We start from the raw sequence: 24194 nt of genomic DNA on the forward strand, positions 1-24194 counted from the left end.
GCCGCCGGTGTGGGCGCGCGCTGGACCGCCCGGCGCGCCCGCGGTGACCAGGGGACGCACCGGGCGTCAGCCGGCGCGGCCCGCGGTGGCCAGGGCCGCCGCCTCGCCGGTGCGGACCATCCGGTGCCAGCGCAGCCGGTTACCGATCAGCGCGGTGACCACCGACTGGACCACCACCAGGTACATCACCTGCCGGTAGACGAGCTGTTGGAGCGGCAACGTCCACAGCGGGCCGGGCCGTTCCCGGTCCAGGCGCAGCGCGTAGCCGGCCGTGAACACCTGGAGCAGCAGCAGCCCGAGCCATCCGAGGACGAGCGTCGACCAGGGCAGGAAGAGCAGCCCGTAGACGGCGAACACGTCGACCGCCGGCGCGGTGAGCGGCAGGACGATCTGGAACACCGTGAGGTACGGCAGGCCGCGCCGACCCAGTTTGCCGCCGGCGCCCGTCTCGCGCAGCGCGTGCCGGTGCTTCCACATCGCCTGCATGGTCCCGTAGCACCAGCGGTAGCGCTGCCGCCACAGTTGCCGCAGCGAGGACGGCGCCTCGGTCCAGGCGATCGCCGACTCCTCGTACACCACGCGCCAGCCGGCCCGGAGCACCCGCATGGTGAGGTCGGTGTCCTCGGCCAGGGTGTCCCCCGGCACCCCGCCGACGTCGAGCAGCACCTCGCGGCGGAACGCGCCGATCGCGCCGGGAATCGTCGGCATGCACTCCAGCACGTCGTACATGCGGCGGTCGAGGTTGAAGCCGATGACGTACTCCAGGTGCTGCCAGCGGCCGAGCAGTCGCCGCCGGTTGGCCACCTTCGTGTTGCCGGAGATCGCGCCCACGGTCGGGTCGGCGAAGCCCTGTACGAGCCGGTGGACGGTGTCCGGCTGGAACACCGTGTCGCCGTCCACCAGCACCAGCAGGTTCGCGCGGGCGGCCCGGATGCCGGTGTTCAGGGCGGCCGGTTTGCCGGCGTTCGCCTGTCGGATGACGCGGACGCCGCGTAGGCGCATCCGCTCGACGATGTCGGCGGTGCCGTCGGTGGACCCGTCGTCCACCACGATCACCTCGATCGCCGGGTACGCGCTGGCCACCAGGGACCGGACGGTCGCCGCGATGTTCGCCGCCTCGTTGTACGCGGGCACGATCACCGAGACCGGGGCGCGCACCACGGGCCGGTGGGTGTCGGGTCGGCGGACGCGGCGGACATGTCGTCGGGCGCAGACCACCTGTACCGCCAGGCGGGCGACGCCGAGCACCAGCGCAACGCCGAGCAGCAGGTTCATGGCGCCGGCCACCCAGCCCGCGCCGAGCTGGGCCCAGCGCAGCGCGGTGCCGCTGAGCCGGCTGCCGGTGCTCGCCGGCAACACGGACTCCGGCGCGCCGACACCGGTCGAGACGGTGGTGAAGGCGTACCCGTCCCGGGTGAGCTTCGCCAGCAGTTGGTCCAGCGCCGTGACCGTCTGCGCGCGGTCGCCGCCGCCGTCGTGCATCAGCACCACCGCGCCCCCGCCGCGCGCCGGGGTGGCCGCCGCGACGATCCGATCGACGCCGGGGCGCTCCCAGTCCCGGGTGTCGCGGTCGGCGAGCACGGCGATGTGACCGCTGCCGGCCGCGCCGCGCAGCGCGTCATAGTCGGCAGCACTCAGCTCGGACGGCAGCGACGAGAAGGGTGGGCGGAACAGGGTGACCTCCCGCCCGGTCGCTCCGGCGACCGACTTGCGGGTCAGCGAGAGTTCGAGGTCACGCCGCCAGCCGGGGAGGCTGGCGAGGTCGGCGTGGGTGAAGGTGTGCGAGCCGATCTCGTGCCCCTCGGCGAGGATCCGCCGCACCAGCTCGGGGTGCTCGTTGACCCGGGCCCCGACCACGAAGAACGTGGCGTGGGCGTGGTGGCGGCGCAGCACGTCGAGCACCTGCGGGGTCCAGCGTGGGTCCGGCCCGTCGTCGAAGGTGAGTGCGATCGTCCGGTCGGGCATCGTCCGGCTGACCGGGTCGGGCCCGTCGAGCCGGAGCACCGGCCCACCGGCGGCGACGGCCTCCGGGACACCGGTGAGGTGCTGGCCGCTGGTTCCGGCGGTGGCTGCCGGGCCGGAGCCGCCGCCCAGCCCGCTCACCAGGCCGTGCAGGGTGAGCGCTGCGAGCAGCAGCACGAGACCGAGCAGGAGCAGGAGCCAGTGGGCCCGGGGATCGCGTCGCGCGACGTGCCGTGGCGGTGTCACTTCGGCTTGCCCGGCGACTTGCTGGGCTTCGCCGTGTTGCGCCGTTCGTCACCCAGGCCCGGCTGGTCCGTCCCGTACGGGCGGGCGGTGGCCGGCGCGGGTCGGACGGCCGACGGGACGGCCGTCGGGGAGCCGCCGGCCACCGGGGCGGACGTGCGGGTGGCCGGTGACGGCAGCCCGGAGGGCGCCTCGCCGCTGCCCTCCCGCCCGTCGAGGCCCGCCTCGATGGGCTGCGCGGGCCGGTCGTCGGACCAGCCGGGCAGCGGCACCGGGGAGTCGAAGAAGAGACCGGCGAGGATCAGCGCGAAGCTGGTGAGGAGACCCAGCCCCATCGCGGTGCCGGCGATCACGGCGAGGCGGCGACGCCGGCCGGTGCGGTCGACGAACACCGGCGGGCTCCCACCGGGTTGGTTGTGCATCTGCTGGTCTCCCGCCGCCACGGCCGCCGGCCGCGCGGCCCGGCGTGGGCCCGACCGCCGGGCCTCCGGCAGAGACAGCGCCCCGACGGGTGGGGGCGTTACAGGCTTCAGGTCGTCCTAAGCTCCTCGGTCGCGGTGCTCGCCCGCAGGAAGAGCAGGCCGATCCCCACGGTGACCAGCACCGCGGCCAGCGCGCCGGCCCCGAGCAGCGCCAGATGCTCCAGCGGCACGTCCGGCGTGACCCGCACCTCCGGCGTGTGCACGATGCGGGTGTGCTGCTGGCGGGCCACCGCGTCGGCGCAGATGTCGGCGCTGGCCTCGCAGACCTCGTACGAGGAGGAGCCCCGGGTGGCGCCGGCGAAGACGCCCCGGGCCAGGAACAGGCCGACCCCCAACGCCAGCGCGATCGCGGGGACCGCGGGCAGCACCGACTGCCAGACGATCGACCGGGCCAGGGTGCCCCGGGGAACACCGGTCGCCACCAGCGCGGCGTACGCCCGGCGGCGCGCGACGATGCCCTCGACCACGGCGACCAGCAGGCCCGCCGCGGCGATGCCCACCGCGACGGCCACCGCGAGGTCGACCAGATTCATGGTGGACAGGTAGAAGGGGTTGGCCCCCTCGTCGATCCCGACGAGGCGGTTCTGCCGGCGTTCGATCTCGTCCTGCGTGACGAAGTACGCCCGCAGCCCGGCCGCTCCGGCCCCGAAGATCACGGCGGCCAGGAGCGCGGCGAAGGTCCGGCTGCCGGCCCACGGGTCGGCCATCAACCGTCCGGCGGCGAGCAGCGCGGCGGGGCGCCGGGCGTGCCTGTGCAGCAGTCGGCCGACGCTGTAGGAGATCCAGCCGGTGCCGGTCACCACGCCGGCCATCGCCACCAGCCCACCACCGGCGAAGAGGCCCAGCAGGAGCCCGACCGGGGGGTCGGTGGCGTCGTCGAACGAGCGCAGGGTCAGCCCGCCGAACGCGAACGCGGCCAGCCCGGTCGCGATGAGGACCGCCGACCACGGCCGTGGCCCCCGCTCCCGGTTGACCCGGCGGGTGACCCCGAGCGGGCTGGTGGTGACCCGGCGCAGGAGCACCGCGGTGGCGAGCGCGGCCACCACCGGCAGCCCGAGAACGACGGCCGCCAGCGCGCCCGGTGCCGGCAGCACGTCGGTGGGGAGGGCCAGTCGACCCCGGGCGTCGGGCCGGCCCAGCAGCACCCGGCCGCCCAGGTGGATCCCCAGGGCGGCGAGGGTGCCGAGGAGGCTGGCCACCCCGGTCTCCAGCACCGCGAGCCGACTGACCTGGCCCGGGGTGGCACCGGCGAGCCGCAGCGCGGCCAACCGCCGGTCGCGGGCCGGCGCGCCGAGCCGGGCGCACTGCCCGGCCAGCGCCAGCACCGGGATCATGAGCAGCAGCAGGGCGAACGCGGTGCCGCCGCGCAGGCCCGGCTCGCGCAGCAACGCGTTGCGGTACTGCTCGGCCTCGGCGTAGGGGTCACCGACCGGCTCCGGAATGGCGAGCACGGTCAGCGCGGCCAGCGCCGCCGCCGCGGCGAGCGCGGCGCTCAGCGCGGTGAGCAGCACCCGGGCCGTGTCGGTGCGGGTGCCGGCCAGGGCCAGCCGGAGCAGGGTGCCGGGCCTCACCGGTGGCCGCCGGCGAGCGGCGTGTCCAGGCCCAGCCCGGTGTGGTCGACCATCCCGTCGCGGAGGACCACCTCCCGATCGGCGTACGCGGCGATCCGCGGCTCGTGGGTCACCAGGACGATCGCGGTGCGCTGCTCCCGGGCGAGCCGGACCAGCGCGCCCAGCACCTGCTCGCCGGTGAGCGTGTCCAGCGCGCCGGTCGGCTCGTCGGCGAAGAGCACCCGGGGCTCGGTCACCAGCGCCCGGGCGGTGGCGCACCGCTGTTGCTGGCCGCCGGACATCTCCCCCGGACGCACGTCGGCAACGTCGGCGACACCGAACCGCTCCAGCCAGGTCAGCGCCGCGGTCCGCGCCTCTCGCCGCCCCGTGCCGGCGAGAAGCAGCGGAAGCGCGACGTTCTCCGCCGCGGTGAGCTCGGCGACGAGCTGACCGAACTGGAACAGCACTCCGAACTCGGTGCGACGCAGCCGGGACCGGGTCGCCTCGGACCAGCCGTCGATCCGCCGGCCCTGCCAGAGGACCTCGCCTGCGTCCGGGCGCAGGATCCCGGCGAGGCAGTGCAGCAGGGTGGACTTGCCGCAGCCGCTCGGCCCGGTGACGGCGACGATCTCCCCCTCGGCGACGTCGAGCGTGACGCCGCGCAGCGCGGGCGTCCGCCCGTACGCCTTGACCACGCCACGCGCCTGGAGTTCGGTCATGCGTGCACCTCCCGGTGCCAGTCGGCGACCCGGTCCAGAGTGGTGTGCAGCCACCGCAGGTCGGCGTCGAGGTGTGCGATGGCGAAGTCGGCCGCGACGACGTCGTCGAGCCGGGCCGCCGGGTCGGTCTTGAGCGCGGTCAGCTCGCGCAGTCGTGCGGTGTGCGCGCGGCGCTGGTCGATCAGGTAGGACCGGGCCCGGTCCGCGTCGGCGACGAGCAGCGCCACGACCACCTTGGCGAAGAGCGTGCTCGCCACGTACGGCATGGGTGGCTCGACGGTGGACAGCCAGCGGTCGAGTGCCGCGTGCCCGTCACCGGTCAGCGCGTAGGTCGTCCGGTCCGGGCCGGCGTCGCGGTCCTGCCCGGTGGCGGCCACCAACCCGTCCCGTTGCAGCCGGCCGAGCGTGGCGTAGACCTGCCCGAAGGCCAGTGGCCGGGCCCGGGGGAGCCGTTCGTCGTGTGCCCGCTTGAGCTCGTAGCCGTGCTTGCTGCCCGTGGCGAGCAGACCGAGCAGGACGTGCGGTGTGGACACCCCGCCACTATTCACCCGGTGAATAGCCGGAGTCAAGCAGGCACACACGTCGATCGCCCCCGGGCCCGTCCCCCCGGGGGTGATCGACGCGGATGTCAGCGGGTGGCGGCCCAGGCCGGGTCGCGGCCGGTCAGGCCGAGCAGGCGGTGCAGGTCGGAAACGGTGGCACCGGTCGGCACCGGCTCCGCGAAGACGCCCATCTTCCGGGCCGTCGGGCCGAGCTGCTCGGCCAGCTCGTGCAGCGCGAGGGTCGCCTCCGGGGCGGGCGCGTACTCCTGGCCGGTCGCCGTGGCGAGGTCCCAGCCGTGCACGGTCAGGTCCAGCAGCGCCATCCCGCCGACCGTGGTCTGCGGCATGCCCATCCCGGGCGAGACGCCCTCCTGGCTCGCCGGGTCGGACCAGGCCGCGATCAACCGGCCGGTCTCCGCCTCGAAGCGGTCCCGCCAGCCCTCCGCGAGGAAGTCCGGCTTGTCCGCCCAGTCGACCGGGCGCCGGGCCGCCAGTTCCTGGAAGTTGACCACCACCTCGAAGAGGTGGTTGAGCAGGTCGCGTACCGCGTAGTCCCGGCACGGCGTCGGCAGGTCCAACTGGTCGTCGGCGATGCCGCGCACCACCGCGACCGTACGCGGCGCCGCGGCCGCGAGCAGATCGCTAGTCTGAGTGGCCATAGGGCCAGCGTATGAGGGTGGTCTTGGAAAAATGCGACAGCAGCCGCGCGGTGACAGTCGGGGCATCCTCGACCCGAGCCGGATGTTGCGTCAGGTCCACTTCCGGCGCCACCTGCCCGCCGCGCCGCTACGCCGCTACGTCGAGCACTACTGGCTGATCGACTGGGACCTGCGCGAACCCTTCACCCAGCACGTGGTGCCGCACCCGGCGGTCAACCTGGTGTTCCAGCGCGACGGCGACGGTCGCGAGACCGGTGAGGTGGCCGGCGTCGGGCGGGAACTGTTCACCATCACCCTGTCCGGTCGGGGCCGGGTCTGCGGGGTGCAGTTCCGGCCCGGCGGCTTCCGGCCGTTCTGGCGCCGGCCGGTCGCCGAGCTGACCGGCCACCGCCGGCCACTCACCGACCTCGCCGCGTCGTGGCCGCCGGCCGCCGCGCACCACGGCGGCATCTGCGACGGTACGGACACCGAGCGCCGCCGCGCCCTGGACGACCTGCTCACCGGCTGGGCGCCCGAGCCGGACCCGGTGACCGACGAGGTGATCCGGCTGGTGGAGGAGATCCGTGCGGATCGGACGGTGCTGCGGGTGGACGCCTTCGCCCGCCGGCACGGACTGTCCACCCGCCGGCTGCAACGCCTCTTCCTCGACCGGGTGGGCGTCGGCCCGAAGTGGGTGATCCGGCGCTACCGGTTGCAGGAGGCGATCGAGCAGGCCGCCGAGGGCCCGCCACCGGACTGGGCGACCCTCGCCGTCGACCTGGGCTACAGCGACCAGGCGCACCTGATCCGGGAGTTCACCGCCGTCACCGGCACCTCGCCCGCGGCGTACGCCCGCTCACTCGGCTGACCCCGACGCGCCGGGCGCGGGCCGGTTCAGCGGCGGCGCAGGGCGACCACCGCGACGTCGTCCTGGATCTCCGGCGGGGCCAGCTCCACCAGCAGCCGCTCGCAGAACCGGTCCAGGTCGTCGTCGACGTGCCCGGCGACCCCGGCCAGCGCGGCGAGCCCGTCGTCGATCGTCGCGTCCCGCCGCTCGATCAGACCGTCGGTGTAGAAGACCAGCGTCGCGCCGGGCGGGAGCACGAACTCCAGATCCTCCGGGCGCTCGGCCCGTACGCCGAGCAGCGGCGCCGAGTGCTGCACGAACTCGACCTTGCCGTCCACATTGAGCAGCGGCGGCAGGTGACCGGCGCTGGCCATCCGCACCCGGCCGCTCGGCGGGTGCAGCAGCAGCACGCAGAGCGTCGCCAGCTCGGTCGGGAGCAGCGTCCGCATCAGCTCGTTGACCCGGTGCAGGATCGCCCCGGGCTGGTGCCCCTCCACCGCGTACGCCCGGACCGCGTGCCGCAGCTCGGCCATCACCGTCGCCGCGTGCAGCGAGTGCCCGGCCACGTCCCCGATCGCCAGCAGCAGGTGGCCGTCGAGCATCACCAGTTCGTAGAAGTCCCCGCCCACCTCGGTCTGCGCGCTGGCCGGCTCGTAGCGCACCGCCAGGTCCAGGCCGTTGATCTGCGGGATCCGGCGCGGCAGCAGGCTGCGCTGGAGGGTGACGGCGATGCGGTGCTCCTCGTCGAAGGAGCGCTGGGCCTCCACCGCCGCCGCGACCGCCTGGGCCAACTGCACCAGCACCGGGGTCCGCTCGGTCTGCGTGCTGGTGGGCACCACGACGTAGAGCGGTGCGCGGTCGTCACGCAGCCGGGCGGCTGCCACGGTCACCGTGTCGTCGGCCGGCCAGTCGAGCAACGCCCACTCGCCCGGGTCGGCGACCCGCACCGTGGCGCCGATCGGCACGCCCGTGTCGTCGACGACCCACGGCACGATGCCGGCTTCCCGCCCCGGGCCGGCGGCGATCCCGGCCAGGCAGTCGCCGTCGAAGGTCTCCGCCACCACGGCCGCCGGACTCTTGAAGATCTCCGCGGCGCCGGCCGCCGCCTCCGTCAACAGGCGGGTGAAGTTCGGGGCCGTGTGCACCGCCACGGTGGTGTCGGCCAACCCGAGCAGGCGCTCGGCGAGGAACTCGGCCCGCTGCCGGGCCTGGTAGTAGCGCAGCACCGCGTGCGCGGTCGCCACCAGCTCCTCCGGCTCGATCGGCTCGGTGAGGTACGCGTCCGCGCCCCGGGTCAGCCCCTGCGCGCGGTCCACCACGTCCACCGCGTGGGCGGACACGTGGATGACCGGCATCGAAGGGTGCGCCTGCTTGATCTGCTCGCAGACCTCGAAACCGCTCAGGTCGGGCAGCCGGACGTCGAGCACCACCAGGTCGATCGGTTCGATGTCGACCCGGGCCAGCGCCTCGGCGCCGTTGTCCGCCTCCAGCACCCGGAACCCGGCGCGGGTCAGCCAGCTGACCAGGAGGTAGCGCTTGGTCCGGCTGTCGTCGACCACCAGCACCGTCGACTGCGCGTCCACGTCAGGCTCCGGCCACGGGCAGGGTGACGGTGAACGTGCTGCCCCGGCCGGGCTCGCTCGCCAGCTCCAGCGTGCCGCCGAGCAGGGTGACCAGCCGCCGCGCGTACGGCAGGCCGAGACCGGTGCCACCGACCCGGGTCGCCCCAGGCACCTGGTAGAACTCCTCGAAGATCCGCTCGTGCAGCTCGGGCGGGATGCCGGGGCCGGTGTCGGAGACGACCAGCGACCAGTGCGCGTCGCTCCGGGTCGCCCGCAGCCGGACCTCGCCCCGCTCGGTGAACTTGAGCCCGTTGTGCACCAGGTTGCGCAACACCTGACCGAGCAGCACCTCGTCGGTGCGCAGCGTGGCCGGACTCGGCGGCTCCTCCACCACCAGCTCCACACCGGGGCGGGTGGCCAGCGCGCGCAGCGTGCCCCGCAGCTGCCCGAAGATCGGCCGGAGGTCCACCTCGGCCCAGTCCGGCTCGATCCGCCCCGACTCGGCCTTCGCCAGGTCCAGCAGCTCGTTCACGAGGGTCAGCAGGTCGGCGGCGGAGGAACGGATCAGCTCGACCTGCCGGGCCTGCTCGTCGGTGAGCGGATCGGAGGCGTCGTCGGCGAGCAGCCGGCCCAAGCCCATGATGGCGGTCACGGGCGCCCGCAGCTCGTGGCTGACGTTGGCCAGGAAGCGGCTCTTCGACTCGCTCGCCGCCCGCAACTGGGCCGACTTCTCGTCCAGCTCGGCGTAGAGGGCCACCACACCCCGGTTGGTCTCCTCCAGCTCCTCGGAGAGCTGCCCGTAGAGCGCCAGCACCCCCCGGTTGGTCTCCTGGAGCTCCTCGTTCAGCACGACCAGCTCGTCCCGCTGGCTGCGCACCTCGTCCAGCGCCGCGATCAGCTGCTCGTTCTGCGCCGCCAACTCGTCCAGGGCGCTGCCCGGAGCGTTGCGGCCGAGTTCCGTACGAAGGTCGGCGAGCCGCTCCGGGGTCAGCGCCCGCGCGGTGACGGGGACGCGTCGGGACATCCTCACGACCGTATCCCGCCCGACGCGAACCGTGCCCAGACTGTCCACCAGCCGTGCCACCGCGCCGGACTGCGGCTCGTACCGGTCAGCGGGCATCGGGGCGACGGGAACGAGGTCGACCCGGAGGTGGCACCGGCCGTCCGGCGCGTCGACGGCCTGGAAGACGACGTCTGCTCCACCGACCGCGCGCAGCAGGTCGCGGGCCACCTCGCTGAGCGCGGTGGCGATCCGCACCTGGTCCTGGTGCTCCAGCCCGACCGCCGCGGCGACCTCACGGCCCCGCTGCCGCACCACGAAGATGTCGTGTTCGACCCGCAGCGCCATCTGGAGCAGCGGTGGGCGGTCGGCCGTGTCCGTCATGCCCGCGCCACCACCACGCACGCGTCGTCGCGCCGAACCCCGCCGTCCCGCAGCAGGGTCGCGGCCATCACCAGCGGGGACCGCTCGGCCAGGCCCGGGTAGTCGTCGAGCTGCCAGCGGTCGGACACCCCGTCACTGTGCATCACCAGCCGGGCGTCCGACTCGAACGGGTAGTCGTACTCCCGGATCGTCGGTCGTTGGTGCCCGGCGATGCCGGGCAGCGAGACCAGGCCGCGACGGCGGTCGCCCGGTGCCACGAGGTGCGCGGCGATGTTGCCCAACCCGGCGAAGCGCAGGACCTCCGCCGCCGGGTCCAGCTCGGCCACGGCCAGCGCGGCGCCCCGGGTGTGCGACATCGCCCGGTGCAGGTGCTGGACCACCACGCCGGGCGACCCGGCCGGAGCCGCGTGGAAGGCGGCGACCGCCGCGTCGCTCGCGGCGGACGCCAGCGGCCCGTGGCCCAGCCCGTCGCTGGTCAACACCTGCCGGCGCCCGTCGGCGACCCGGATGGCGAACCCGTCACCGCTGACCGTCTCGCCGGTGATCGGCCGGGTCAGCCCAGCCGCCCAATCCGGCTCGGGCGCCCCCGACGGCCACACCTGGACGGTGAGCACCGTGCCCCGGCCAGGCAGCGAGTAGCCGTCGAACCAGCTGGCCTGCCGGACGATGGCACCGAGGCCGATGCCGAGGGTGCCGACGGTGGAGTGCCCGTCCCGGGAGGAGAGGGTCAGGTCGGCCATGCCCGGCCCCGAGTCCACGGCGATCAGCTCGACGCCGGCGTCCCGATGACGGCGCACCGGGCGCAGCAGCAGCATCCCGTCCTCGGCGTGCTTGACGAGGTTGCTGGTCAACTCGGCGACGACGATGGCCAGGTCGGCGGTGCCCGCCTCGCCCAGCTCCAACTCCCCGGCGAGGCGCTCGGCGGCCCGCCGCACCGTGCTGCCGGTGCTGCTCGACTCGACCCGGAACCACACGCCGCGGTCACCGACCGCGTCCGCGATCATCGGGACCACTTGGTGACCGTGATCCGGGTGCCGAGACCCGGTCCGGTCTGGATGTCGAACTCGTCGACGAGACGGCGCGCACCGCTGAGGCCGAGACCAAGGCCACCCCCGGTGGTGTAGCCGTCGGTGAGGGCCAGGTCGAGGTCGGCGATCCCCGGGCCTTCGTCGGCGAACACGATGCGGACGCCCCGCCGCCGCCCGTTGTCGACGGTCACCACCTCGACGGCGCCCCCGCCGCCGTAGACCAGCGTGTTACGGGCCAGCTCGCTCGCCGCGGTGACCAGCTTGGTCTGGTCCACCAGCGAGAGCTTCACGGCCACCGCGACCGTACGCACCAGCTGCCGTACGCGGACGACGTCCTCGTCGCTCTGGATCGCCTGCGCCTGCGGGTGGCCCAGGTCGAGGCCCGCTGTCATGGCGATGCCGTCGTCTCGGCGTCCGCCTCGTCGTCGAGCTCCTCCAGGTCGTGCTCGTCGGCGCGCGCGGCCGCGACCAGCTCCATGCCCCGCTCGACGTTGAGCGCCGTCCGGATGCCGTTGAGCGACAGCCCGAGCTCCACCAGGGTGATCGCGACCGCCGGACGCATCCCGACGACCACGGTCTCGGCGTCCAGCACCTTCGAGATCGAGGCGATGGTGGACAGCATCCGACCTACAAAGGAGTCGACGATGTCCAGCGCCGTGATGTCGATGATCACGCCGTGGCTGCCCGTCGCCACGATCCGCTCGGCCAGGTCCTCCTGGAGCTGCACGGCAGTCTGGTCGGACATGTCGACCTGGATGGAGACCAGCAGGATGTCGCCGATCTTGAGGATCGGCACCCGGTCCATCAGGCCTCCCGGCGCGACTGGCGGCGCGCCGTCTCGACACCGGAGAGCCGCAGCACGTGCCGCAGCGCGTCGGCGAGGCTCGCCTTGGTGGCGATGTCGCCGAACTCGATGCCCAGCGCCACGATCGTCTGCGCGATCTGCGGCCGGATGCCGGAGATGATGCAGTCGGCGCCCATCAGCCGGGCGGCCACCACCGTCTTCAGGATGTGCTGGGCGACCTGCGTGTCCACCGCCGGCACACCGGTGATGTCGATGATCGCGTACGGCGAGCCGGTGTCGACCAGCGTCTGCAGCAGCCGCTCCATCACCACCTGGGCGCGGGCCGAGTCGAGCGTGCCGACCAGCGGCACGGCGACGACTCCCTCCCAGAGCTTGACCACCGGGGTGGAGAGCTCCAGGAGCTGCTCGGCCTGGTCGGCGATCAGACTCTCGCGGGTGCGGACGTAGGAGTCGAAGGTGAACAGCCCCATGTCGTCGACCAGCGCGGAGAACGACACGTAGTCGCGGAGCATTCGCTCGCCGCCCGCGGACTCCAGCAGCTCCAGGACGACGTCCTTAAGGGCGAACACGCTGATCGCCGTCTCGGTGGCGGAGAAGCCCTGGCGGGCCCGCCCCCGGGACAGCTCGGCGAGCACGGCGCGCAGCTCGCCCGCGTGCTCGGCGTGCAGGTCCAGGAGCCCCTGCTCACCCGTGGTCACCAGGGCCCGGTGCAGCTCCTGGCACTGCCGGCGCAGCTCCGCGTGGCTCAGCCGGCCGCGCAGGGGCTCCGCGGCGAGCTCCGACCAGCGCTGCGTGATCCGCTCCGCGTGCTCACTCAGCAGGGCGGTGAGCCGGCCGCTCTCTTCGGCGTTCAACGCCATTACCAAACCCCCCTCGACCAGGACCGGCCGGACTCTATCACCGGGGACCGGTCAACTACTTGTCGCGAGGCAAAGGAATGATCGTCGCCACCGGATACCGGCTCCCGTTCTGCGTTCCACCTCGGTTGTGGGATACCGTTCCTCCGATAACAGGAGGTCTGGCGAATGTCCTTGACGGTGCACACGGAACAACGCGGCGACGTGGTCGTCGTGTCGGTCGCGGGCGAGCTGGACATGGCGACCGCACCGCAGCTGCAGGACCAGATCACCGACCTGCTCGACAAGGGCCGCAGCCGCCTCGTGTTCGACCTGGCGGAGCTGTCTTTCTGCGACTCGACCGGCTTGTCGGTTTTCGTCCGCGCCAAGAACAGCACCGACGAGGCCGACGGGGTCGTCCGGCTGGCCGCGCCGCAGCGCGGCGTGCTGCGCATTCTCGAGGTCAGCGGCCTGGTCGAGGTGCTGCACACGTACCCGACGGTGGACGAGGCCGTCGCCGGCGACCCGTCACCGGCCTCCTCCTGACCCGTTCGGCTCACCCCTCGTCCTCGATGTGCCGGGGACGGGCGATCACCATGCCCGTCGCCGTCTGCACCGCGAGCGCGACCAGCAGGAAGCCGATCGGCAGGTTCCAGCCGCCGGTGGCCTCGTAGAGGATCCCGACCAGCAGCGGGCCGAGCCCACCGATCAGATACCCGGTGCTCTGCGTGAACGCCGAGAGCGCCACGGTCCCCTCGTGCGTGCGGGCCCGTAGCCCGATGACCGCCAGGGCCAGCGGGAACGCGCTCTGCCCGATCGCCAGCAGCAGCACCCAGAGCAGCGCGCCGCCGTGCGGCGCGAGCGCCATCCCGACGTAGGCGAGCGCCATCGCGGCGGAGAGCGTCAGCATCAGCCCACGCAGGGAGTGCAGCCGGCCGGCGAGGGTCGGCATCAGCAACGCGATCGGCACACCCAGCGCGGTCCCTCCGGCGAGCAGCAGGCCGGCGGTCTGTGGCGTGAACCCGGCGTCGCGGAAGAGCTGGGCCAGCCAGCCCATGATCGCGTACGCGCCGAGCGACTGGGTCCCGAAGTAGATCGCCATCGCCCACCCGAGCCGGGTGCGCGCGGGTCGGACGGTCGGCCGGTCGGCCCCGGCCGCCGTGGTGGTCGCGGTCCGCCGCGCCGCTCGCGCCCGCAGCGCCAGCGGCACCCACGGGAGTACGGCCACCGCGGCCAGCCCGGCCCAGACGGCCAGCCCGGCCTGCCAGGAGCCGAGCAGGTGGGCGACCGGCACCGCCGTCGCGGCGGCCACCGAGGCGCCGATGGTGAGTGCCATCGAGTACGCGCCGGTGACCAGCCCGACCCGGTGCGGGAAGTGCTGCTTGACCAGGAGCGGCAGCAGCACGTTCGCCACCGCGATCCCGGCCAGGGCGAGGGCGCTGGCGGCGATGAAGACGGCCGCGGAGTCCACGGCGACCCGGATGAGCTGGCCCGCGGTGAGCAGGGCCATCGCCACCACCAGCAGGCGCGCCGGGGAGTGTCGCCGGACCAGCCGGGGGGTGATCGCCCCGAAGACGGCGAACGCCAGCGTCGGCAGCGTGGTCACGACGCCGGCCATCGTGCCGGAGAGCCCGAGGCCGCCCCGGACGTCGTCGAGCAGGGCGCCGAGACTGGTGATCGCCACGCGCAGGTTGAGCGCGACGAGCAGCATCGCGATCAGCACCAGCGCGCCGCCGGCCAGCGGTCCCACCGCGCGGGGGGCCGAACCCGCGCCGGGCGCCGGACCGGCGACGGTGGCGAGGGTCGGTTCCACGGTGGCGGCGGTCGGTGGCGGCGTCATGCTGTTGAACCTACAATCATGGGATGAATTTCGGGCCGGTGATGTAACCAGTGCCACCGTCGGTTGATTCCGTGGCGGTGCCGCCCCGCGGCCGCCGTGTCCAGCAGACGATCACCCAGCTCAGGGAGCGGATCCTCGGCGGCGAGTGGCCGGTCGGGGGCCGGATCCCGACCGAGCCGCAACTCGTCGCCGCGCTCGGGGTTGGCCGCAACACGGTCCGCGAGGCGGTCCGGGCGCTCCAGCACGCGGGCGTGCTGGAGTGCCGCCAGGGCTCCGGCACGTACGTGGTGTCGACCGACGAACTCGCCCCGGTCGTGGCCCGTCGGCTCAGCGACAACCGGATGGCCGAGGTGATCGAGGTGCGGCGCGCGTTCGAGGTGGAGGCCGCCCGGCTCGCCGCGCGACGGCGTACGCCGGAGGACCTGGCCGCGCTCGACGACGCGCTCGCCGCTCGCGAGGCGGCCTGGGACGCGGGCCGGGTCGACGAGTTCGTGGCCGCCGACGCGCTGCTGCACGACGCGGTGATGGCCGCCGCGCACAACCCGATGCTCGCCGAGCTGTACGCGTCGGTCGGCGCCGCCCTGCGCAGCACACTGGCTCAGGCGATCGGCGACGCACCGGAGCGGCACGTCGACCACTCCCGACTGGTGGACGCGATCCGGGCCGGTGATCCCGAGCGGGCCGCCATCGAAGCCGCCGCTTTTCTGGAGTCCCCTCCCGGGGCATAGGTTGTGCCGGACGGAAAACCGGACAGCACGGGAGTATGGATGCTCAGGGGCTTCAAAGACTTCATCATGCGCGGCAACGTCGTCGACCTGGCGGTCGGTGTCGTCATCGGTGCCGCGTTCACCGGCGTGGTCACCGCGTTCACCAACTCGTTCCTGAAGCCGGTCATCAAGTTCGTGGGCGGCGGTGAGGACCAGTTCGCGGGCTCGTGGAAGATCGGCGAGGGCAACTTCGTCACGTGGGCCGAGTTCCTCAACGCCCTGATCACGTTCCTGCTGACCGCGGCGGTGCTCTACTTCCTCGTGGTGTTCCCGATGAACAAGCTGGCCGAGCGCCGGCAGCGCGGCGAGGAGCCGCCGCCGAAGGCGCCCAGCGAGGAGGTCAAGCTGCTGACCGAGATCCGGGACGCCCTGGTCGCGGCCGGCCACCAGACGCCGGCCCAGCAGCGCGGCGCGCTCGACGACGTGCTCGGCCGGCGGGGCGAAACGCCCGTCCAACGCTGAACCGGACAGCCGCACATCGGCCCCTGTGGGATTCCCGCAGGGGCCGCACATTCTCGTACGTGTGTTCGATAGAGTCCGCGCATGGAGCAGCGAAAGCACTGGTGGAACGGGAAGTGGGGGCGGCTCGCGCGGCGGGACGTGTTCCTCCGCGTGGACGGCGACCGCTGGCACGTCGAGCAGCGGGCCGGTGGCGCCGAGGGGATCTCCCGCTTCTACGAGCACGACAGTGCGGACGCGGCCGAGGAGACGGTCCGGGCGCTGCTCGAGGGTACGGACAACTGGCGGGAGCTGTCGCCCCGGCCGCCGGGCGGCTGGGACCGGGGTGGCGTTTAGCGGCGCGCCGCCCCGGGAACCGCGCCTGAATGGAGCAGCAGGGCGACCAGCAGACGACCATCTCCCGGGTCACCACCGGCATGCCGGTGATCGACGTCGCCGGCACCGAGGTCGGCACCGTGGATCTCGTCCAGCGGGGGGACCCGAACGCGGTGACCGTGCAGGCGCCGACGACACCGGTGCCGACCGCCGACCCCGGCAGCAGCCTGGACGAACTGATCGAGTCGACCGCCGCCGAGGAGCCCGACGTACCCGCCGATCTCGCGGCCCGACTCCTGCACGGCGGCTACCTGAAGGTCACCACCGAACTGGCCCGCACCGGAGCCGTCTACGTGCCCGCCGAGCGGATCGCCACCGTCGCCGACGGCCACGTACGCCTCGACGTCCCGGTGGGCGACCTGCCACCGGAGGAGTGACCCGAGCTCCCGCGCCGCCCCCGCTCGGCCGGGCGGGCCGGCGGGGGTCGCCCCTCCCTCCCGCACCTCCTTTAGAGCTGATGTCGTAACGACTCAGCTCTTCGAGGCGTCCCTCGAATCCTGCTCTTCGAGGCGTCCGTCGAATCCTGCCGCCCCCACCGGCGGCTGATGTCGCAGACGACAGCTCCGAGCCTGATCCACTCCGTATCAGGGAAATAGCGGTGTCCGACCGCTGCGGACACCGCGTCATCACGGAAACGGAGTGGATCAACCCGGCCGGCCCGCCGCCGGCCGGGAAACAGGCTCCGGCTCACCCACGGGTCCGGGCGCGGGGGCCTGCGCGGGCGCGGAGGCCGGGGCGAGCGCGGAGGCGGGTTCGGTGGGGCGCCGGTGACGGAAGAGCAGGAGCATCAGGCAACCGGCGACCAGGCCCCAGAACGCGCCGCCCACGCCGACCAGCGTGACCCCGGAGGCGGTGACCGCGAAGGTGACGACGGCGGCCTCGCGTCCGGCGGGGTCGGCCAACGCCGAGGCGAGGGCGGTGGCCAGCGCACCGAGCAGCGCGAGCCCGGCGACTGCCTCGATCAGGATCGGTGGGGCGACCGCGACCAGCGCGGTGGCCGCACCGGCGCCCAGCCCGAGCAGGGCCAGCCCGACTCCGGCGGTCACCGAGGCGATCCAGCGCCGGTCCCGGTCGGGGTGGGCGTCGGGACCGGCGGCGAGGGCGGCGGTGATCGCCGCGAGGTTCACGGCGTGGCCGCCGACCGGGGCGGCCAGCACGCTGAGCAGGCCCGTGGTGCGCAGCGCCGCGGTGAACGGCGGCCGGTAGCCGTAGCCGACCAGCACCGCCATTCCCGGTACGTTCTGCGCGGCCATGGTGACCAGGAAGAGCGGCAGGGCGAGCCCCACCAGCGCGGACACGTTCCAGGACGGCGGGGTCAGTTCGACGACGGGTCGCAGCCCGATCGCGCCGAGGCCGGCGTGGGCGGAGGTCCACGCGATCGCCACCACCGCGACGACCAGCGCGCCGGGCACCGCCCAGCGGCGCGCGTACCGGTGCAGCAGCAGCCAGGCGACGACCACCGGCCCGGCCAGTCGGGGCACCTCGACCAGGGCGCGCACCGGTGCGGTGCACAGCGGCAGCAGCACCCCGGCGAGCATGGCGCCGGCGATCGGCTTGGGGATGGCGGCGACGGCCCGACCCAGTGGCCGCACCAGCCCGGCTGCCACGATGAGCAGGCCGGACACGATGAACGCGCCGACGGCCACGGGCCAGCCGCCCGGCACCGGCCCGGTGGCCATGAGCAGCGCCGCCCCCGGGGTCGACCAGGCGATGCTCATCGGTATCCGGTAGCGCAGGCCCAGCCAGGCGGCCGCCAGCCCGGACGCCACACAGAGCGCCAGCAACCCGGACGCCGCCTGCCTCGCGTCGGCCCCGACGGCCCGCAGGCCCGCCAGCACCACGGTGAACGAGCTGGCGAAGCCGACCACCGCCGTCACCGCGCCCGCCAGCACCGGTTGTGTCCGCGCCGCCACGTGCCACCTCCGCCAGTCCGCCCCGCGCCCCCGCGCTCCACCTCGCCAGTCGGAGGTGTTCCGTTTACGGAACGGCGGTCTGTAGCACCATAGCGGGCATGCCGCAGCCTCCACCAGAGCGCCGCCGCCCCCTGGACGCGGACCCCGCCGTGATCGGCGGCCGGGTCCGCAGCCTGCGGGAGGAGCGGGGGATCTCGTTGTCCACGTTGGCCCGCATGGCCGGTGTGGGGAAGGCGACCCTGTCCGGCCTGGAGAACGGCACCCGCAACCCGACCCTGGAGACGCTGTACGCGGTCACCGCCCAGCTCGGGGTGCCGCTGACCGCCGTACTCGCCGAACCGGCCGCCGGGCCCGCCGTGCGGGGGGCGGCGGTCCACGCCACGCTGCTCGAGGTGTTCACCGACACGGACGCGACGTACGAGCTCTACCGGATGCGGGTGGTCCCCGGCCCGGGGCAGCTCTCCCCCGCCCACCAGCCCGGGGTCACCGAGCACGTGACGGTCTTCGCCGGGGTGCTGCGGGCCGGCCCGGTGGACGCGCCGCTGACGGCCGCCGCCGGCGGGCACCTGCGGTGGACGTCGGACGTGCCGCACAGCTACGCGGCGGTGGGTGACGAGGAGGTCAGCGCCAGCCTGCTCCTGCGCTACCCGCGCACCTGAGCGGCTGAGCCGAGGCTTCAGCCGTCGACCTGCGCGGGGGCCGCGTGCCGGTGCCGTACGGCCCAGAGCGCGACCTCCGTCCGCGACGCCGAACCGGTCTTGCGCAGCAGGTTGGACACGTGCACGGTGACCGTCCGCACGGAGATGCCAAGAGCCTTGGCGGCCTGCTTGTTGGACATGCCGGCGACGAGGCAGTCGAGCATCTCGACCTCCCGGGCGGTCAGCTCGGCCTCCGCCACGCTGGCCGGCCGCGCGGCCGCCGACCGAGGCGCCACCGCGCCGACCGCCGCCGAACGAGTCGCCACCGCGCCAGACGTCGCCGGACCGGCCATCCCCGGCGGCGCGGGGCGGGGCGGCGGTGCCATGTGGGTCGGCCGCAGGAGCGCCTCCGGCGGCTGGCCGGAGTGGGCGGCGAGCAGCTCCGTCAGGGCGTACGGGTTGCCACCGGTCCGCCGCCAGACGGCGGTGACCAGGCGGGACGAAGGGCTGGACCCGGCGTACACCTGGGTCAGGACCTCGGCCACGTCGTCGGGGCGCAGTGGCCCGAGGTGCTGGCGGACGGCGCCGCGTACACCGCAGAGCCGGGACAGGACGCGGACCGCGAGGTCCGGCGCCACCGACTCCGCGGCGGGCCGGGTGGCCACGACGAGCAGGGCGGGCAGGTCGGCGGCGGCGGCCAGCTCGCCGACGAGGTTGAGGCTCGCCGGGTCGAGCGCGTGCAGGTCCTCGACCACGAGCACGGCCGGGCCGGTGTCGACGAGCAGCCGGACGGTACGCACGGCGAGCCGCAGCAGGGTGCCCGGCGCGTAACGTTCGCGGGGCGCGGTGGGCTGCTGGGCGAGCCACGCCAGCGCGTCGGGCGGCAGATCCAGTCGTCCGGTGTCGCGGCCGCTGAGCACCGCCGCCAACCAGTCGTAGGGGGCGGGGCTGTGCACCCGCGCGGCGCCGGAGAGGACCACCGCCGGTCGCGGGGTGAACGCGTCGAGGGCGGCCGCGACCAGCAGACTCTTGCCCACACCGGCGGCTCCGGTGATCACCGCCACGGTCGGTGCGGCGCGCCCGCCGGCCACCACCGTCGACCAGGCCCGGTCGAGCTCGGCCAGCTCCCCGGCGCGCCCGACCATGGACACCGGCATCATTCCTCAACCCTACGCAGTAGTGCGTAGAGACGCGGGTGGGGTGTTCTTGGCAAGCTTGACCCCATGACGCTGATCCTCCGCTCGGCCATCCTCAACGACATCGGTCTGGTCCGGACCAACAACGAGGACTCCGCCCTCGCCGGTGACCGGCTGGTCGCCGTCGCCGACGGCATGGGCGGCCTGCCCGCGGGCGAGGTGGCGAGCGAGATCGTCATCCGGATCCTGGACGAGCTGAACCCGCCGACCGACGCGGACGAGGCGGCGGACGCGCTCCGCGCCGTCGTGAGCACCGCCAACCAGCGCATCCACGCGGCGATCACCGTGGATCCGGCCCGCGAGGGCATGGGTACGACGCTCACCGCCGCCCTGCTCGCCGGCGAGACGCTGGTCCTCGCGCAGGTCGGCGACTCCCGCTGCTATCTGCTGCGCGACACGAAGCTGATCCAGCTCACCCGGGACGACACGTTCGTCCAGGCGCTGGTCGACCAGGGGGCGCTCAGCCCCGAGCAGGCGCGGCACCACCCGCAGCGGTCCCTGGTGACCAAGGCGGTGCAGGGCGCGGACGCCCCACCGACGATCGGCACGCTCAGTGTGCTGGCCGGTGACCGTCTGTTGCTGTGCAGTGACGGCCTCTCCGACTACGTCGAGGACGAGGCGATCGCCGTGACCCTCGGCGCGTACGGCGACCGGCAGCTCTGCGGCGAGCAGTTGGTCAAGCTCGCCCACCAGGCCGGCGCACCGGATAACGTGACCGTCGTGGTTTCCGACGTCACCCTGGTGTCCTGAGGATGGTCGTCCGCCGTGTCGGCCCCGACGACCGTTTGACGACCAGCTTCGCGCTCTCCGCGTACGCTTTCGAGCCGTCGCCGCTCTCCCCGAGCCGGACGGCGGAGTTTCCCCGCTACCTGACCTACCACCAGGGAAACCGCACCCTGATCGTGGAGGAGGACGGGACCACGCTGGCCGCCGCGTCGGCCATCCCCATGCGACAGAACCTGCGCGGGGCGGTGCTGCCGATGGCCGGCGTCGCCGGGGTGGCCACCCATCCGCTGGCCCGTCGCCAGGGCCACGTCCGGACGCTCCTGCCCCAGCTCCTCGACGAGATGCGCGACGAGGGTCACCCGCTGACCGCGCTCTATCCGTTCCGGCCCAGCTTCTACGCGAAGTTCGGCTACGTCGGGCTGCCCAAGCCGCGTACGGTCAGCTTCTCCCCGGCCGACCTCGGCGCCCTGCTCGGCGCCGACCTGCCCGGTGAGGTGGGCTGGGAGCGGATCGGCACCGGCTACCCGGTCTGGCGGGAGTTCACCGAGCGGGTCCTGCGGGAGCGGCACGGCTTCGCGCTCTTCCCCGACTACCGGGACGTGGGGCTGCGCGACCGGGACGAGCGCTGGCTGCTCACCGCGCGGGTCGGTGACCGGGTGACCGGCGCGGTGACGTACCGGATCGACGACCACGGCGGCACGCTGGTCGCCGACGACCTGCTCACCACCGACCCGCACGCCCGGATGTTGCTGCTGCAGTTCTTCGCCCGGCACGTCGACCAGGTGGACCGGATCAGCGTCCAGGTCCCCGCCGACGAGCTGCCCGAGCTGTGGCTCACCGACTTGGCCGTGCACGTGGAGGCGCGGGTCGCCCGACCGGACGGCTCGGCGCCGATGGCCCGGCTGCTGTCGCTGGACGCGCTGGCCGGTCTGCCGGCGGGGCCGGGCCGGGTGCGGGTCGAGCTGACCGGTGACCGCTGGCTGGCCGGGTCGCACGTGCTCGACGGCAGCACCGGTTCGCTGGAGCTGCTGGGCGCCCCCGGGGTGCCGCCGGTGCCGGCCGCCACGCTCACCGCCGCCGGATTGTCCGCGCTCGCGTACGGGGTGCTCGACCCGGTCGAGGTTCACCTGCGCGGGCTCGGCGAGGTGCCGCCCGACGCCGCCGTGGAGCTGCGCCGCCTCTTCCCACGCCGGGTGCCGTACCTCTTCGCCGACTTCTGAGCGCCGCCCGCGCCGTTCCGGCATCGAGCCGTCCGCCCGGTCCGGCATCGATCCGGCGGCGGTCGGCTTAGCAACGGGTTAAGCCGGCCCGGCGCGGCACGCCTGGCGGCCGGTCCGCTCCTAGCATCGTGGGGTGCGCCTCAAGCCCGTCCTCGTCCTGGTCGCCCTCGGCGTCGTCGCCGCCACCCTGCCGGCCTGCGGCACGTCCGGCGGCGACGCCGGCTCGCCGGCCGCCACCGCCTCGGCGACCGCCCTGCCCACCGGCGACCAGGGCGTCGCCCCGGCGGCCCGGACGGGTCTGGGCAGCCCGAGCGGAAGCCCCAGCCCGTCCCGGAAGCCGGCGGCGGTCCTCAGGGCCGGCAACCCGAACGGGGACGCGCCGGTGCCCGCCGAGGCCCGCGCGGTGGACACGTCCCGGCCCACCCGGACCGTCGGCACGGGCACCCCGGCGGGCTGCACGTCGGCCGCGGTGGTGAAGGCCGTCGCGGCGGGCGGCGTCATCACGTTCAACTGTGGACCCGACCCGCTAACGATCAAGATGACCGCCACCGCGAAGGTCCGCAACGCCAACGGCCCGAAGGTGGTGTTGGACGGCGGCGGCAAGGTCACCCTCAGCGGGCAGGGACAGCGGCGGATCCTCTACATGAACACGTGCGACGAGGCGCAGGGCTGGACCACCTCGCACTGCCAGAACCAGGACCACCCGCAGCTCACCGTGCAGAACCTGACGTTCGCCGAGGGCAACTCGACCGGCGACCAGGCCGAGGGCGGCGGCGGTGGGGCGATCTTCGTCCGCGGCGGCCGGGTGAAGGTGGTCAACTCGCGGTTCGTCGGCAACCGCTGCGACCGTACGGGGCCGGACCTGGGTGGCGCGGCGCTGCGCGTGCTCAGCCAGCACGAGAACAAGCCGGTGTACGTCGTCAGCAGCACCTTCGAGAACGGCACCTGCGCCAACGGTGGGGCGCTGAGCAGCATCGGCGTGTCGTGGACGGTGCTGAACAGTCGGTTCACCGGCAACACGGCGGTCGGCAACGGCGCCAACCCGGCGAAGGCCGGCACACCCGGCGGCGGCAGCGGCGGGGCGATCTACTGCGACGGCAACCGGTTCACCGTGAAGATCGCCGGCACGGTGATCGAGAACAACCGGGCCAACGAGGGCGGCGGGGCGATCTTCTTCGTCAGCAACGACCGCACGGGCACGATGACGATCGAGGATTCGACGCTGCGCCGGAACCCGAGCGGCCAGTTCGAGACCCGCGGCTACCCCGGCATCTTCTTCCTCGGCGCCCGCAACCCCTCCACCCCCGGCTCCCGCCTGAGCTGACCTCGGCCCCCCGGGCCCCACCCCGGCGGGGCCCGGGGTCAGTAGGGGTTGGGGTGGCCGGTCAGGTGGCCCTTCAGGAGGCCACGGGGGCGGCTGGGCAGGTCGGGCGCGGCGGACAACGGCGGGCTGCTCGTGTGCGCGCGCCCCGCCATCCCCTCGAACAGCTCCCGCAGCGCCGCCACCGCGTCCACCTTCGGCGACCAACCCAGCTCCGTCTCGGCCCGCTCGCTGGACATCAGCGGCACGCTCAACGCCAGCTCCACCCAGCCCGCGTCGACCGGTTGCAGCCGGGCGTGCCAGGTCAGCGCCGCCGCGCCGCGCAGCAGCGGGGCCACCACCGGCACCGTCCAGCCGTGGAAGTGGCGGGCCACCAGCTCCGGCGTCAGCACCGGGTCCGCGGCCACGTTGAAGGCGCCGCGGGCGTCACCCAGGACCGCCCGGGCGTACGCCTCGGCGACATCGTCGGTGTGCACCGCCTGCATCCGCAGCCGGCGGTGGGTGGGCACCAGCGGGATGCGGCCGTACCGGAGCAGCCGCACCGGCGCGAACGGCCCCAGGAAGTAGCGGGTGATCTCGGTGCCGGCGTCGCGCTGGAAGTTCAACCCCGGGCGCAGGCGCACCACCCGCAGCTCCGGATGCTCCCGCTCCACCTGGTCGAGCAGCTCCTCCACGGCCGCCTTGTCCCGGCTGTACGACGACGCGGGCACCCCCGTCGTCGGCCACCGCTCGCTGACCGGGTGGTCCTTCGGGCCCGCCGCGTACGTGCCGACCGACGACGCGTACACCAGGGCCGGCACCTTCGCCCGGAGCACCGCGCGGATCACCGCCCGGCTGCCCTCGACGTTGGTCCGGTGCAGGATCCGCTGGTGGTGGCTGGGCTGGATCTGCCAGGCCAGGTGCACCACCGCGTCCGCCCCGGCGAAGACCTCGGCGAGCTGGTCAGCGGCGCCGGGCAGCCCCACGTCGCAGGAGTGCCACTCCACCTGGTCGTACGGCTCACCCGCCTCCGGACCGGGCAGCCGCCGGGCCACCCCGGCGAGTTCCACGCCCCGCTCCCGGCGCAGCCGGCGCAACAGGGCGGTCCCCGCGTTGCCGCTCGCCCCCACCACCACGATCCGCATGCCGGGCTCGTACCCGC

General features: G+C 74.1%; 26 protein-coding genes. 10 read left to right on the forward strand and 16 right to left on the reverse strand.

Annotated features, from left to right (window positions below):
- Nucleotides 1-66: 66 nt before the first annotated feature.
- The 6 genes from GA0070620_RS20690 to GA0070620_RS20715 form a co-directional block, all read right to left on the reverse strand.
- Nucleotides 67-2208 (reverse strand): bifunctional polysaccharide deacetylase/glycosyltransferase family 2 protein, encoded by a 2142-nt coding sequence (locus GA0070620_RS20690; protein ID WP_231921879.1) that lies wholly within the window; start codon nt 2206-2208, stop codon nt 67-69.
- A complete protein-coding gene (locus tag GA0070620_RS20695; protein ID WP_091593349.1) occupies nt 2205-2627 on the reverse strand; it encodes a hypothetical protein in 423 nt (140 codons plus the stop codon). Before GA0070620_RS20695 ends, GA0070620_RS20690 begins: the two co-directional genes overlap by 4 nt.
- 107 nt (nt 2628-2734) lie before the next feature.
- Nucleotides 2735-4258, reverse strand: a complete 1524-nt coding sequence (locus tag GA0070620_RS20700) for an FtsX-like permease family protein (protein ID WP_091593353.1) — start codon at nt 4256-4258, stop codon at nt 2735-2737.
- Nucleotides 4255-4956, reverse strand: a complete 702-nt coding sequence (locus GA0070620_RS20705) for an ABC transporter ATP-binding protein (protein ID WP_091593355.1) — start codon at nt 4954-4956, stop codon at nt 4255-4257. Before GA0070620_RS20705 ends, GA0070620_RS20700 begins: the two co-directional genes overlap by 4 nt.
- Nucleotides 4953-5489: a PadR family transcriptional regulator gene (locus GA0070620_RS20710; RefSeq protein ID WP_091593357.1), complete on the reverse strand. Its 537-nt coding sequence runs from the start codon at nt 5487-5489 to the stop codon at nt 4953-4955. Before GA0070620_RS20710 ends, GA0070620_RS20705 begins: the two co-directional genes overlap by 4 nt.
- A 95-nt stretch (nt 5490-5584) precedes the next feature.
- Nucleotides 5585-6157, reverse strand: coding sequence for a TIGR03086 family metal-binding protein (locus tag GA0070620_RS20715; protein ID WP_091593359.1), 573 nt, complete (start codon nt 6155-6157; stop codon nt 5585-5587).
- 31 nt (nt 6158-6188) lie between these two features.
- Between GA0070620_RS20715 and GA0070620_RS20720 the strand changes: the two genes are divergently transcribed.
- Nucleotides 6189-7004, forward strand: coding sequence for a helix-turn-helix domain-containing protein (locus tag GA0070620_RS20720; RefSeq protein WP_091593361.1), 816 nt, complete (start codon nt 6189-6191; stop codon nt 7002-7004).
- A gap of 26 nt (nt 7005-7030) precedes the next feature.
- On the opposite strand, the gene GA0070620_RS20725 is transcribed toward GA0070620_RS20720, so the two are convergent.
- From GA0070620_RS20725 to GA0070620_RS20750, 6 genes are read right to left on the reverse strand one after another with little or no spacing between them, the layout of a single operon-like run.
- Nucleotides 7031-8566, reverse strand: a complete 1536-nt coding sequence (locus GA0070620_RS20725; protein WP_091593363.1) for a SpoIIE family protein phosphatase — start codon at nt 8564-8566, stop codon at nt 7031-7033.
- Between the two features lies 1 nt (nt 8567).
- On the reverse strand, nt 8568-9929 hold the full coding sequence (locus tag GA0070620_RS20730) for a sensor histidine kinase (protein WP_091599099.1): 1362 nt from the start codon (nt 9927-9929) through the stop codon (nt 8568-8570).
- Nucleotides 9926-10933: a SpoIIE family protein phosphatase gene (locus GA0070620_RS20735; RefSeq protein WP_091599102.1), complete on the reverse strand. Its 1008-nt coding sequence runs from the start codon at nt 10931-10933 to the stop codon at nt 9926-9928. Before GA0070620_RS20735 ends, GA0070620_RS20730 begins: the two co-directional genes overlap by 4 nt.
- Nucleotides 10930-11349, reverse strand: a complete 420-nt coding sequence (locus GA0070620_RS20740) for an ATP-binding protein (RefSeq protein WP_091593366.1) — start codon at nt 11347-11349, stop codon at nt 10930-10932. The genes GA0070620_RS20735 and GA0070620_RS20740 overlap by 4 nt, the downstream gene beginning before the upstream one ends.
- Nucleotides 11346-11762, reverse strand: coding sequence for an STAS domain-containing protein (locus tag GA0070620_RS20745; protein ID WP_091593368.1), 417 nt, complete (start codon nt 11760-11762; stop codon nt 11346-11348). Before GA0070620_RS20745 ends, GA0070620_RS20740 begins: the two co-directional genes overlap by 4 nt.
- Complete coding sequence (locus GA0070620_RS20750) at nt 11762-12622, reverse strand: STAS domain-containing protein (protein ID WP_091593370.1); 861 nt, start codon at nt 12620-12622, stop codon at nt 11762-11764. The genes GA0070620_RS20745 and GA0070620_RS20750 overlap by 1 nt, the downstream gene beginning before the upstream one ends.
- 165 nt (nt 12623-12787) lie before the next feature.
- Between GA0070620_RS20750 and GA0070620_RS20755 the strand changes: the two genes are divergently transcribed.
- A complete protein-coding gene (locus GA0070620_RS20755) occupies nt 12788-13144 on the forward strand; it encodes an STAS domain-containing protein (RefSeq protein WP_091593372.1) in 357 nt (118 codons plus the stop codon).
- A gap of 10 nt (nt 13145-13154) precedes the next feature.
- Here GA0070620_RS20755 and GA0070620_RS20760 read toward each other — a convergent pair whose 3' ends face one another.
- Nucleotides 13155-14438 (reverse strand): MFS transporter, encoded by a 1284-nt coding sequence (locus GA0070620_RS20760; RefSeq protein WP_091593375.1) that lies wholly within the window; start codon nt 14436-14438, stop codon nt 13155-13157.
- Nucleotides 14439-14488: 50 nt separating this feature from the next.
- On the opposite strand from GA0070620_RS20760, the gene GA0070620_RS20765 reads away from it, so the two are divergent.
- The 4 genes from GA0070620_RS20765 (at nt 14489) to GA0070620_RS20780 (ending at nt 16416) form a co-directional block, all read left to right on the forward strand.
- Nucleotides 14489-15166, forward strand: a complete 678-nt coding sequence (locus GA0070620_RS20765) for a FadR/GntR family transcriptional regulator (protein ID WP_091593377.1) — start codon at nt 14489-14491, stop codon at nt 15164-15166.
- Nucleotides 15167-15205: 39 nt separating this feature from the next.
- A complete protein-coding gene (gene mscL / locus GA0070620_RS20770) occupies nt 15206-15667 on the forward strand; it encodes a large conductance mechanosensitive channel protein MscL (protein ID WP_091593378.1) in 462 nt (153 codons plus the stop codon).
- Between the two features lie 81 nt (nt 15668-15748).
- Entirely contained in the window at nt 15749-16000 is a 252-nt protein-coding gene (locus GA0070620_RS20775) for a hypothetical protein (protein ID WP_091593379.1), read from the forward strand.
- A gap of 29 nt (nt 16001-16029) precedes the next feature.
- Nucleotides 16030-16416 carry a hypothetical protein gene (locus tag GA0070620_RS20780; protein WP_091593380.1) on the forward strand — a complete coding sequence of 129 codons (387 nt, stop codon included), beginning with the start codon at nt 16030-16032 and terminating at the stop codon, nt 16414-16416.
- A 267-nt stretch (nt 16417-16683) separates the two neighbouring features.
- Here GA0070620_RS20780 and GA0070620_RS20785 read toward each other — a convergent pair whose 3' ends face one another.
- A complete protein-coding gene (locus GA0070620_RS20785) occupies nt 16684-17952 on the reverse strand; it encodes a benzoate/H(+) symporter BenE family transporter (RefSeq protein ID WP_091593382.1) in 1269 nt (422 codons plus the stop codon).
- 98 nt (nt 17953-18050) lie between these two features.
- Between GA0070620_RS20785 and GA0070620_RS20790 the strand changes: the two genes are divergently transcribed.
- Nucleotides 18051-18611, forward strand: a complete 561-nt coding sequence (locus GA0070620_RS20790; RefSeq protein WP_157741685.1) for an XRE family transcriptional regulator — start codon at nt 18051-18053, stop codon at nt 18609-18611.
- A gap of 17 nt (nt 18612-18628) precedes the next feature.
- On the opposite strand, the gene GA0070620_RS20795 is transcribed toward GA0070620_RS20790, so the two are convergent.
- Nucleotides 18629-19750 (reverse strand): response regulator transcription factor, encoded by a 1122-nt coding sequence (locus GA0070620_RS20795; RefSeq protein WP_091593385.1) that lies wholly within the window; start codon nt 19748-19750, stop codon nt 18629-18631.
- A 63-nt stretch (nt 19751-19813) separates the two neighbouring features.
- Between GA0070620_RS20795 and GA0070620_RS20800 the strand changes: the two genes are divergently transcribed.
- The 3 genes from GA0070620_RS20800 (at nt 19814) to GA0070620_RS20810 (ending at nt 23056) form a co-directional block, all read left to right on the forward strand.
- Nucleotides 19814-20536 carry a PP2C family protein-serine/threonine phosphatase gene (locus tag GA0070620_RS20800; protein WP_091593386.1) on the forward strand — a complete coding sequence of 241 codons (723 nt, stop codon included), beginning with the start codon at nt 19814-19816 and terminating at the stop codon, nt 20534-20536.
- 2 nt (nt 20537-20538) lie between these two features.
- Nucleotides 20539-21732, forward strand: a complete 1194-nt coding sequence (locus GA0070620_RS20805) for a GNAT family N-acetyltransferase (protein ID WP_091593388.1) — start codon at nt 20539-20541, stop codon at nt 21730-21732.
- Nucleotides 21733-21865: 133 nt separating this feature from the next.
- Nucleotides 21866-23056: a hypothetical protein gene (locus GA0070620_RS20810; RefSeq protein WP_091593390.1), complete on the forward strand. Its 1191-nt coding sequence runs from the start codon at nt 21866-21868 to the stop codon at nt 23054-23056.
- 38 nt (nt 23057-23094) lie between these two features.
- On the opposite strand, the gene GA0070620_RS20815 is transcribed toward GA0070620_RS20810, so the two are convergent.
- Nucleotides 23095-24177 carry an NAD-dependent epimerase/dehydratase family protein gene (locus GA0070620_RS20815; protein ID WP_091593392.1) on the reverse strand — a complete coding sequence of 361 codons (1083 nt, stop codon included), beginning with the start codon at nt 24175-24177 and terminating at the stop codon, nt 23095-23097.
- Between the last annotated feature and the right edge of the window lie 17 nt (nt 24178-24194).

Source organism: Micromonospora krabiensis (assembly GCF_900091425.1).
Lineage (GTDB): Bacteria > Actinomycetota > Actinomycetes > Mycobacteriales > Micromonosporaceae > Micromonospora > Micromonospora krabiensis.